The sequence below is a fragment of the Streptomyces sp. T39 genome (assembly GCF_008042045.1).
GTDB lineage: Bacteria > Actinomycetota > Actinomycetes > Streptomycetales > Streptomycetaceae > Streptomyces.
Genome location: NZ_RDBP01000051.1, coordinates 62,912 through 70,241, shown reverse-complemented (window position 1 = coordinate 70,241; position 7,330 = coordinate 62,912). Strand labels below are relative to the sequence as shown.

Genomic DNA, 7,330 nt, shown 5'->3' with positions numbered 1-7,330 from the left:
GACCTCGACGCCGGGGTCCACCGGGCGCTGCTGGCGGTGGCGCGGGAGCGGCGGGTGACGTTCTTCATGGTGGTGCGGGCGGCGCTGGCGCTCGCGCTGCGCCCCCAGCGCATCCCGCTCTCCGCGGCACAGCTGAGGCTGTGGTTCATGGACCGCCTGGAAGGCCCGAGCGCCACCTACAACATCCCCGTCGTCACCCGCCTCCACCGGCCCCTGGACCCGGCCCACCTCGCCGCCGCGCTCGGCGACGTCGCCGCCCGCCACGAGGTGCTGCGGACCGTCTGCCCGGCGCACGAGGGGGAGCCCTGGCAGCAGGTGGTCGAGAGTGCGCGGCCGGTCCTGGAACTGGTCCGCGCCGACGGGCCCGACGCCGTGCGGGACGCCGTCGACACCGCCGCCGGACACGTCTTCGACCTGGCCGCGGAGATCCCGTTCCGGGCCCGGCTCGTCACCGGCGGGGACGGATCCCAGACCCTTGTCCTGCTGGTGCACCACATCGCGGGCGACGGCTGGTCCACCGGCTGCCTCCTCGACGACCTCGACACCGCCTACCGGGCCCGCGCCGAGGGCCGCGCCCCCGACTGGGCGCCGCTGCCCGTCCAGTACACCGACTACACCCTCTGGCAGCACGAACTCCTCGACGGCGAACACGGCGTCGCCGAGGAGCAGCTCGCCCACTGGCGCACGGCCCTCGACGGCATGCCGCCGCTCCTCGCGCTGCCCACCGACCGCCCCCGCCCCCTGGAGGGCGACGGGGCGGGCGCCCTCACCGGCTTCGAGATCGGCGCCGGCGTCCACCGCGACCTGCTGCGCTGCGCACGCGCCCACGGGGCCACCCTCTTCATGGTGGTGCAGGCCGCACTGGCCGCCGTCCTCACCCGGCACGGCGCCGGCACCGACGTGGCCATCGGCACCACCGTCGCGGGACGCGCGGACGACGCCCTGCACCCGCTCGTCGGCTTCTTCGTCAACACCCTGGTGCTGCGCACCGACACCTCCGGCGACCCCGCCTTCGGCGACCTGGTGCGCCGCGTGCGTGCCACCGGTCTCGCCGCCTACAGCCACCAGGACCTGCCCTTCGACCGCCTGGTCGAGCACCTCAGCCCGGACCGCTCCGCCGCCCACGCCCCGCTCGTGCAGGTGATGCTCCAGGTCCACGCCGCCGCCGGCGGCGGCGGCCCGGACACCCCCTCCGTCCTCGACGGCGACGCGGTCGGCTTCCGCAGCACCGGGGCGAAGAGCGACCTGACCTTCGCGCTCACCGAGCTGGCCGGGGCCGACGGGGCACCCGGCGGGCTGCGCGGTGTGCTGGAGTACGCCACCGCCCTCTACGACGAGGACACCGTCCGGCTGCTGGCCCGGCGCCTGGCCCTCGCGCTGGAGGCGTTCGCCGCCGACCCCGGCCTGCCGCTCTCCGACGCCCCCGCCGGCCAGGACGTCCCCGCCCGTGGCGCGGCGACGGAGACCGTCCTCGACGAACGCGGCCGGCCCGCCGCCGTCCGCGTCCCCGGCGAGGTGCACACCCGGGGCGCCGACGGCACCCTGCGCCCGACCGGCCGCCGCGCCTACCCGGCCGCCGACGGCACCCTGCGCCCCGTCGCCACGCTCACCGCGGGCGGATACCCGGTGGAACCCGGGCGTGTGGAGGCGGCCCTGCTGTCCCACCCGGCCGTCACCGGGGCGAGCGCCGAGGTCCGTGACGGCGTGCTGCACGCGCAGGTCGACCTGGGCCCCGGCGCGGCCACCGAGGCGGAGCTGCGGGCCTGGGCCGCCGAGCGGCTGCCCGAGTACCTCACCCCCGCCAGGGTCGTCACCGGCCCGGTGTCGGCCGCCCAGGCGGCGGAGGGACCGGCGCCTGCCGAGCCCGCCGACGCCCGGGTGGACCGGCTGCTGCTCCTCTTCGCCGAGGTCCTCGGTGGACGCCGGGTCGGTCCGGAGGACAACTTCTTCCGCACGGGCGGGCATTCGCTCCTCGCGGTCCGGCTCCTCAACCGGATCCGGGCCGAGCTCGGCCAGGACCTCACCCTGCGGGACCTGTTCCGCAACCCGACCGCCCGTGCGGAAGAAGTTGTCCTCCGGACCGACCCGGCGTCCACCGAGGACCTCGGCGAAGAGGAGCAGCAGCCGGTCCACCCGGGCGTCGGCGGGCTCGGCAGGCCGCGCGCCCGTCGCCCCCGTCCCGCGCGCCCGTCGCCCCCGTCGGGGACGACCGCCCCGCCGCGCGCCCGGCGCGTACCCGACGCCGACCGCTCCCCGGCGGCCGGACCCCGCGCCGCCAGGGGCGCGCCGCGCTCTCCGGGCCCCGCCCACTCGTCGGGGACGACCGCCGCGCCAAGGGCGCGCCCCCGCGCCCCGACCGGCAGCTCCCGGTGGGCGTTCTGCCGCCCCGAGTTGCCGGGCGGACTGCCCCGGGGGCGGAGGGGGCGCCCCTAGCGTGGAGGTCACGGAGGCGAGAGGAACCGTTCGCCCCGGTCTCTCGGCCCCTTACCGGAGGAACTCGGCATGCCCCCCAGCGGAACGGACGACCTGCTCGACGGCGGACCCTCTCCCGATCCCGCCCCGCCCGTCCTCGACCTGATCGACCGTCAGGTACGGGAACGGCCCGGTGCCACCGCCCTGGTGCACGGCGGCACGTCCCTCACCTACGAGGCCCTCGCCGCCGCGGTGCGCGAGCGCGCCGCCGCCCTCGCCGCCGAAGGGGCCGGTCCCGGGCGGCTCGTCGCCCTCCACCGGCCCCGCGGCGTCGACGCGATCGTCGGACTCCTCGCCGTGCTCACCACCGGCGCCGCCTACCTGCCGCTCGACGTCCGCGCTCCCGACGCCCGCAACGAGGCCATCCTGCGCGACGCCTGCGGCGACACGGCCCCCGCGCCCGCCGACGTCGCCCGCCGCGGCGAGGTGGTCCTCGACGGCCCGGGCGCCGGCGAGGGCGCCGCGTACGTCATCTACACCTCCGGCTCCACCGGCACCCCCAACGGCGTCGTCGTCGCCCACGACTCCCTCGCCCACTTCATCGCCGGTGCCACCCCCGCCTACGGCATCGGCCCCGACGACCTCGTGCTCCAGTTCAGCCCGCTGCACTTCGACGCCAGCATCCAGGAGATCTTCGCGACCCTCGGCGCCGGCGGCACCCTCGTCCTGCGCACCGACGACATGCTCGACGTCGGCGAACTCCTCGACGGCTGCGCCCGTCACGGCGTCACCCTGCTCGACCTGCCGGCCGCCTACTGGCACGAGCTCGTCTACGTCCTGGCCACCGGCTCCGCCCGGCTGCCCGACTCCCTGCGCACCGTCATCATCTACGGCGAGGCCGCGCTGCCCGAGAGGATCGCGCAGTGGCGCGGCCTCGTCGGCGACACCGTCCGCCTGCTCAACGCCTACGGCCCGACCGAGACCACCGTCGTCGCCACCGTCGCCGACCTCACCCGCCACGAGCCGGGCCCCGTCCCCATCGGACGCCCGCTGCCCGGTGTCCGCGCGGCCGTCGTCGCCGGTGAACTGTGGCTGCTCGGCGGCGGCCTGACCCGCGGCTACCTCCACCGCCCCGAGCTGAACGCCCGCCGCTTCACCGAGCTGGACGGCGAACGCGCCTACCGCACCGGCGATTTGGTCACCATCGGGGAGGACCGCCAGATCCTCTACCACGGCCGCCTCGACGACGAGGTCAAGATCGGCGGCCAGCGCATCGACCCCGCCGCCGTCGACTCCGTGCTCGCCGGCCATCCCGCGGTCCGCGAGGCCGCCGTCGTCGCCCAGCAGGACGCCGACGGCGTCAAGCGGCTCGTCGCCTTCACCGTCACCGAGGGCGGCACCGCCCCCGACGAGCTGCGCGACTGGGTCCGCGACCGCATGCCGGCCGCCGCCGTGCCCTCGGTGGCCCTCGTCGTCGCCCTGCCGCGCACCACCTCCGGCAAGATCAACCGCAAGGTGCTCCGCACCGCCGACCCGCGCCTGCCCGTCGTCCACGAGGACCCGCTGCCGCTGCCGGACCGGGTGCCGCTCTCCCACGCGCAGCGCCGGCTGTGGCTCGTCGACCAGCTCGACGGACCCTCCGCCGCCTACAACATGCCCGTCGTCCTCGACCTGGAGACGGCCCCCGACCGCGCGGCGCTCGCCGCCGCCGTCACCGACCTCGCCGAACGGCACGAGGTGCTGCGCACCGTCTTCCCCGCACCCGACGACGAGCCCTACCAGCACGTGCTGGCCCCCGGCACCGTGCGGCTGCGGACCGTCGAGTGCCCGGTGGGCGAACTCGCCGCGAGCGTCGCCCGGTTCACCGCGGAGACCTTCGACCTCTCCCGCGAACTGCCCCTGCGGATCGCCCTGTTCCTGCCGGACGAGGGTCCCGGCGCCACCCTCGCCGTACTGCTCCACCACGTCGCGGGCGACGGCTGGTCCCTCGCCCCGCTGGTGAACGACCTCGCCGCCGCCTACCAGGCCCGCGCCGGAGGCCGCGCCCCCGGCTTCGACCCGCTCCCCGTGCAGTACGCCGACTACACCCTCTGGCAGAACGACGTCCTCGGCGACCCCGGTGACCCCGCCTCCGTCGTCGCCCGCGGCCTCGACCACTGGCGCACCGCCCTCGACGGCCTCCCCGCCGAGACGCCGCTGCCCCTCGACCGGCCCCGGCCCGCCGACCGCGGCCACCACGGCGGCCTGGTCCACACCGACATCGGCGCGGACGTCCACCGGCGGCTGGTGCGCCTCGCCGAGGACCACGGCGCCACGGTGCTCATGGTGCTCCAGGCCGCCCTCGGCCTGGCGCTGCGTGCCGCCGGCGCCGGTGACCGGCTCGCCCTCGGCACCCCCGTCGCCGGACGCGAGGACGAAGCCCTCGACGACCTCGTCGGCTTCTTCGTCAACACCCTGGCGCTGCCCACCGACACCTCCGGCGACCCGGCCTTCGCCGATCTGCTGTGCCGTGTCCGGGACACCGACCTCGCCGCCTTCGCGCATCAGCGCATCCCCTTCGACCTGCTCGTCGAGCACCTCGCCCCGCCCCGCGCCCCCGGTCTGCACCCGCTGTTCCAGGTGATGCTCACCCTGCGCACCGGCACCGCCGAGGAGGAGACGTTCCGCTTCGGCGGCATCGACGGCCGCTTCCGCGGCGAGGGGCCCGCCACCACCAAGTTCGACCTCACCGCATCCTGCCTGGAACTGCGCGGCACGGACGGCGCCCCTGCCGGACTGCGGCTCGCCCTGGAGTACGCCCGCGACGTCCTCGACGAGGACGTGCCCCGGATCCTGCTCACCGCCCTCGAACGCGCCCTGCGCGCCGCCGCCGGTGACGCCGGCGCCCCCGTCCGCGACACCGACCTGGTGCCCGGGGCCGAGCGCCGTGCCCTCGACGAGCGGCGCGCCCGGGCCGCCGAGCACGCCGCCGAGCGGGACGCCGCGGCGGCCGCCGCCCGCGACACCACCGGACCGGCCGCCCCCCACACCGACACCCTCTGCGCCATGTTCGCCGAGGTCCTCGGCCTCGACCGGGTCGGGCCGCACGAGGACTTCTTCACCATCGGCGGCCACTCCATGAGCGGTGTCCGCCTCGCCAACCGCATCCGGGCCCGCCTCGGCACCTACGTCCAGGTACGCGACCTGTTCCTCGCGCCCACCCCCGACGCCCTCGCCCGCCGCATCGCCGGCACCGCGGGCGACGGACCCGCCGGCGTCACCGGGGACCGGCCCCGGCCCGCCCCGCGCGCCGACCGGCCCGCACACGTCCCGCTGTCCCGCGCCCAGCGCCGGCTCTGGTTCATCGACACCCTCGAAGGCCCCAGCGCCTCCTACAACATCCCGCTCGTCCTGCGGCCCGCCGCGCCCCTCGACGCCGCCCCGCTCGCCGAGGCGCTCGCCGACCTGTGCGACCGCCACGAGGTGCTGCGCACCCGCTACCGCGACGCCGACGGCGAGCCCTACCAGGAGATCCTGCCCGCCGCCCGGCCCGAGCTCGACCTGCGGACCGTCCCCGCCGCGCAGCTGGCGGGGGCCGCCGCCGAGGCCGCCGCCCATGTCTTCGACCTCGCGCGGGAGATCCCCCTGCGGGCCGCCCTCCTCGAACCCGACGACGGCAGCGGCCAGGTCCTGGTCCTCCTGGTGCACCACATCGCCGCCGACGGCTGGTCCACCGGTCCCCTGCTCGCCGACCTCTCCGCCGCCTACCTCGCCCGGGCCGCGGGCCGTGCCCCCGACCGGGAGCCGCTGCCCGTCCAGTACGCCGACTACGCCCTCTGGCAGCACGACCTCCTCGAAGGGCCCGAGGCCGAAGCCCACCGGGAGTTCTGGGAGACGACCCTGGCCGGCGCCCCCGCCGTCCTCGACCTGCCCGCGGCCCGGGCGAGGTAGGCGGCGGAGAGGTCGGCGAGCAGGGGACCGGTGGACCAGCCGTCGGCGGCGATGTGGTGCACCAGGAGGACCAGGACCTGGCCGCTGCCGTCGTCGGGTTCGAGGAGGGCGGCCCGCAGGGGGATCTCCCCCTCACCTGAAGCGGATGGAGATCCCGTGACCCGCGACCCGGCCGACCTGACCACCGCCGACTATCTCGACAGCGCCCGCGAGATGACCGCCGCCGGCCGCCCCTACCTCGCCCACCTGCTCGCCGAGGAGGAGCACGGCGATCAGCCACCAGGGCGGGCGGATGAGCTTGATGCCGAGCGCGCCGACGACGATGAGGGCGAGCCAGAGCGGGACGTCCACGACGGGTCTCCGTTCAGTCGGCGATGCGGCAGCGGTGGGTGCGGGCGGCGAGCTGAGCGGCTGACTGCGCGGTGAAGTCGGAGGACCAGCCGCAGCGGTCGGCGGTGCAGACGGCGGCGTGCTTGGTGCGGCCGTGGCGGTCGCGGTGGGTGCCGATCTGCACTGGGCCGATTCGCATGACGGAGTGGAAGTGGTCGCGGGCGGGCATGTCAGTCGGTCTCCGTCCGGGTGGTGGTCGGGTCGGGGTAGGTGGCGCGGATGGCGGCGGCGGTGGCCGGGTCGGCGGTGCGCAGGGCGGCTTCCTCGGCGAGCAGGTGGGCGAGGTAGGGGCGGCCGGCGGCGGTCATCTCGCGGGCGCTGTCGAGATAGTCGGCGGTGGTCAGGTCGGCCGGGTCGCGGGTCACGGGATCTCCATCCGCTTCAGGTGAGGTGGGCGGCGATGGCGTCGGCCATGGGCGCGGGGACGCCGAGGCGGGCGCGCAGGGTGTCGGTGTCGATCGGGGTGCCGGTGCGGGCGAAGTGGTCGTCGGCGACCTTGCGAGCGTGGTCGACCAGGGCGACCGGGACCGACGGAGCGGGGATGCCGGCGGGGGCCGCGGAACAGGTCGAGCAGCGGTCAGTTCCTGCGGCGGCGGGC

At 76.6% G+C, this 7,330-nt stretch carries 5 protein-coding genes and 1 pseudogene; 2 read left to right on the top strand and 4 right to left on the bottom strand.

Annotated elements, in window-relative coordinates:
• Positions 1-2,433: condensation domain-containing protein (locus EAO77_RS31670; protein ID WP_261994228.1), on the top strand; the 2,433-nt coding region annotated here is incomplete at its 5' end.
• 69 nt (positions 2,434-2,502) lie between these two features.
• On the top strand, positions 2,503-6,342 hold the full coding sequence (locus EAO77_RS31665; RefSeq protein ID WP_261994227.1) for a condensation domain-containing protein: 3,840 nt from the start codon (positions 2,503-2,505) through the stop codon (positions 6,340-6,342).
• A gap of 132 nt (positions 6,343-6,474) precedes the next feature.
• Here EAO77_RS31665 and EAO77_RS31655 read toward each other — a convergent pair whose 3' ends face one another.
• The 4 genes and pseudogenes from EAO77_RS31655 to EAO77_RS31645 all read right to left on the bottom strand — a co-directional run.
• Positions 6,475-6,693 carry a hypothetical protein gene (locus tag EAO77_RS31655; protein WP_147991767.1) on the bottom strand — a complete coding sequence of 73 codons (219 nt, stop codon included), beginning with the start codon at positions 6,691-6,693 and terminating at the stop codon, positions 6,475-6,477.
• A gap of 13 nt (positions 6,694-6,706) precedes the next feature.
• A complete protein-coding gene (locus EAO77_RS31650) occupies positions 6,707-6,901 on the bottom strand; it encodes a mobile element transfer protein (protein WP_147991766.1) in 195 nt (64 codons plus the stop codon).
• Position 6,902: 1 nt separating this feature from the next.
• Positions 6,903-7,097: a hypothetical protein gene (locus EAO77_RS39005; RefSeq protein ID WP_187283503.1), complete on the bottom strand. Its 195-nt coding sequence runs from the start codon at positions 7,095-7,097 to the stop codon at positions 6,903-6,905.
• A 16-nt stretch (positions 7,098-7,113) separates the two neighbouring features.
• A pseudogene (locus tag EAO77_RS31645) lies at positions 7,114-7,330 on the bottom strand (SpdA protein); the annotation flags it as partial.